Origin of the sequence: Streptomyces sp. NPDC047971 (assembly GCF_040653355.1) — a bacterium.
In the GTDB taxonomy this organism is placed as follows: Bacteria; Actinomycetota; Actinomycetes; order Streptomycetales; family Streptomycetaceae; genus Streptomyces.
This window is the reverse complement of sequence record NZ_JBEZNW010000090.1, coordinates 1-3,639: the sequence shown is the minus strand read 5'-3', so window position 1 is coordinate 3,639 and position 3,639 is coordinate 1. Positions and strand designations below refer to the sequence as shown.

The following is a 3,639-nucleotide window of genomic DNA, read 5'->3' as shown; positions in this document are numbered from 1 at the left end:
GTGCAGGTCGGAACTTACCCGACAAGGAATTTCGCTACCTTAGGATGGTTATAGTTACCACCGCCGTTTACTGGCGCTTAAGTTCTCAGCTTCGCCACCCGAAGATGACTAACCGGTCCCCTTAACGTTCCAGCACCGGGCAGGCGTCAGTCCGTATACATCGTCTTACGACTTCGCACGGACCTGTGTTTTTAGTAAACAGTCGCTTCCCCCTGGCCTCTGCGACCCCCACCAGCTCCGAGTGCAAGACTCATCACCAGCGAAGGCCCCCCTTCTCCCGAAGTTACGGGGGCAATTTGCCGAGTTCCTTAACCACAGTTCACCCGATCGCCTTGGTATTCTCTACCTGACCACCTGAGTCGGTTTCGGGTACGGGCCGCCACGACACTCACTAGAGGCTTTTCTCGGCAGCATAGGATCACCCACTTCGCCACAATCGGCTCGGCATCACATCTCAGGATATGTGAGAGGCGGATTTGCCTACCTCTCTCCCTACATGCTTACCCCAGGACTACCATCGCCTGGGCTGGGCTACCTTCCTGCGTCACCCCATCGCTTACCTACTACCAGATCAGGCCAGGCGTTCAGCCTCACCCACACCCCGAAGGGCGTTAGGGGCTTAAGGACCCTTAGTATCACTGGATTCAGTATTGGCGCATCGTAGCGGGTACGGGAATATCAACCCGTTGTCCATCGACTACGCCTGTCGGCCTCGCCTTAGGTCCCGACTTACCCTGGGCGGATTAGCCTGGCCCAGGAACCCTTGGTCATCCGGCGCAGAAGTTTCTCACTTCTGATTCGCTACTCATGCCTGCATTCTCACTCGCACGGCCTCCACAACTAGATCACTCTGCTGCTTCGCCGGCCGCACGACGCTCCCCTACCCATCCACACACCTAGACAGACAAGCTGCCAGGTTAATGCGTGAATGCCACGACTTCGGCGGTGTACTTGAGCCCCGCTACATTGTCGGCGCGGAATCACTTGACCAGTGAGCTATTACGCACTCTTTCAAGGATGGCTGCTTCTAAGCCAACCTCCTGGTTGTCACTGCGACTCCACATCCTTTCCCACTTAGCACACGCTTAGGGGCCTTAGTCGGTGGTCTGGGCTGTTTCCCTCTCGACTACGGAGCTTATCCCCCGCAGTCTCACTGCTGCGCTCTCACTTACCGGCATTCGGAGTTTGGCTGACGTCAGTAACCTTGTCGGGCCCATTAGCCATCCAGTGCTCTACCTCCGGCAAGAAACACGCAACGCTGCACCTAAATGCATTTCGGGGAGAACCAGCTATCACGGAGTTTGATTGGCCTTTCACCCCTAAACACAGGTCATCCCCCAGGTTTTCAACCCTGGTGGGTTCGGTCCTCCACGCGGTCTTACCCGCGCTTCAACCTGCCCATGCCTAGATCACTCCGCTTCGGGTCTACAGCATGCGACTCAAACGCCCTATTCAGACTCGCTTTCGCTACGGCTCCCCCACACGGGTTAACCTCGCCACACACCATAACTCGCAGGCTCATTCTTCAAAAGGCACGCAGTCACATCACAGACGCCCGAAGACGTCTACGCTCCTACGGCTTGTAGGCACACGGTTTCAGGTACTATTTCACGACCCCTCACCGGGGCGCTTTTCACCTTTCCCTCACGGTACTTGTTCACTATCGGTCATCAGGGAGTATTTAGGCTTACCAGGTGGTCCTGGCAGATTCACACAGGATTTCTCGGGCCCCGTGCTACTTGGGATCCCCTCAAACAGTCGACAAGATTTCGCCTACCCGGCTCTCACGGTCTACGGCGCAACTTCCCAGAAACTTCGGCTATCCCATCGATTTCTCACTGCTTGGAGAAGCGGCAGCCTCTCCCAGAGGGTCCCACAACCCCGCACACGCAACGCCTGCCGGCTATCACACGCATACGGTTTAGCCTCTTCCGCTTTCGCTCACCACTACTCACGGAATCACTAATTTGTTTTCTCTTCCTACGGGTACTGAGATGTTTCACTTCCCCGCGTTACCACCAACCGCCCTATACATTCAGGCGGAGGCAACACCACATGACTGGTGCTAGGTTTCCCCATTCGGACATCCCCGGATCAAAGTCAGGTTGGCGACTCCCCGGGGCTTAACGCAGCCTCCCACGTCCTTCATCGGCTCCTGATGCCAAGGCATCCACCGTGTGCCCTAAAAAACTTGGCCACAAAGATGCTCGCGTCCACTATGCAAATCTCAAACAACAAACAGCGACCGAACCCACTCCGCCACCAGACACCCACCCTGAAGATGAGCCGGTCTGGCAGAAGGCCGGTCCCGCACGAGGTCAAACAGACAGCAAGCCCGCCTCAGCGGGCCCGCCCGGTCCGTTTCCTCAGGACCCAACAGTGTGTTCAACCAGTCCGACCCCCCGCAGCCGGCGTTCCCACTCCCTCCGAAGAAGGCGGTACTAGCGGCCCGGCGAATGCGGTCCGGTTGAGTAGCCAGTGCTCCACTAATGAGCGCGTCACGTGCAGAACGTTCGCCTGCAGACATGACATGGACCACGGACCACCAGGTGGCCGCAGTCGATGCTCCTTAGAAAGGAGGTGATCCAGCCGCACCTTCCGGTACGGCTACCTTGTTACGACTTCGTCCCAATCGCCAGCCCCACCTTCGACCGCTCCCCCCAGACAAGCTGGTTGGGCCACGGGCTTCGGGTGTTGCCGACTTTCGTGACGTGACGGGCGGTGTGTACAAGGCCCGGGAACGTATTCACCGCAGCGTTGCTGATCTGCGATTACTAGCGACTCCGACTTCATGGGGTCGAGTTGCAGACCCCAATCCGAACTGAGACCGGCTTTTTGGGATTCGCTCCACCTCACGGTATCGCAACCCTCTGTACCGGCCATTGTAGCATGTTTGCAGCCCAAGACATAAGGGGCATGATGACTTGACGTCATCCCCACCTTCCTCCGAGTTGACCCCGGCAGTCTCCAATGAGTCCCCACCACCCCCGAAGGAGCGTGCTGGCAACATTGAACAAGGGTTGCGCTCGTTGCGGGACTTAACCCAACATCTCACGACACGAGCTGACGACAGCCATGCACCACCTGTCACCCGATCCGAAGAGGCACCCATCTCTGAGTGTTTCCGGGCGATGTCAAGCCTTGGTAAGGTTCTTCGCGTTGCGTCGAATTAAGCAACATGCTCCGCCGCTTGTGCGGGCCCCCGTCAATTCCTTTGAGTTTTAGCCTTGCGGCCGTACTCCCCAGGCGGGGCGCTTAATGCGTTAGCTACGGCGCGGAAACCGTGGAAGGTCCCCACACCTAGCGCCCAACGTTTACAGCGTGGACTACCAGGGTATCTAATCCTGTTCGCTCCCCACGCTTTCGCTCCTCAGCGTCAGGTAAGGCCCAGAGAACCGCCTTCGCCACCGGTGTTCCTCCTGATATCTGCGCATTTCACCGCTACACCAGGAATTCCGTTCTCCCCTACCTACCTCTAGCCAGCCCGTATCGAATGCAGACCTGGAGTTAAGCCCCAAGCTTTCACACCCGACGTGACAAGCCACCTACGAGCTCTTTACGCCCAATAATTCCGGACAACGCTTGCGCCCTACGTATTACCGCGGCTGCTGGCACGTAGTTAGCCGGCGCTTCTTCTGC

The 3,639-nt window shown here is 57.6% G+C and carries 2 rRNA genes; both read right to left on the bottom strand.

The features are described from left to right. Nucleotides 1-2,197, bottom strand: a 23S ribosomal RNA gene (locus tag AB0D99_RS35535); the annotation flags it as partial. 376 nt (nucleotides 2,198-2,573) lie between these two features. Continuing rightward, nucleotides 2,574-3,639: ribosomal RNA gene (locus tag AB0D99_RS35530) — 16S ribosomal RNA — on the bottom strand; the annotation flags it as partial.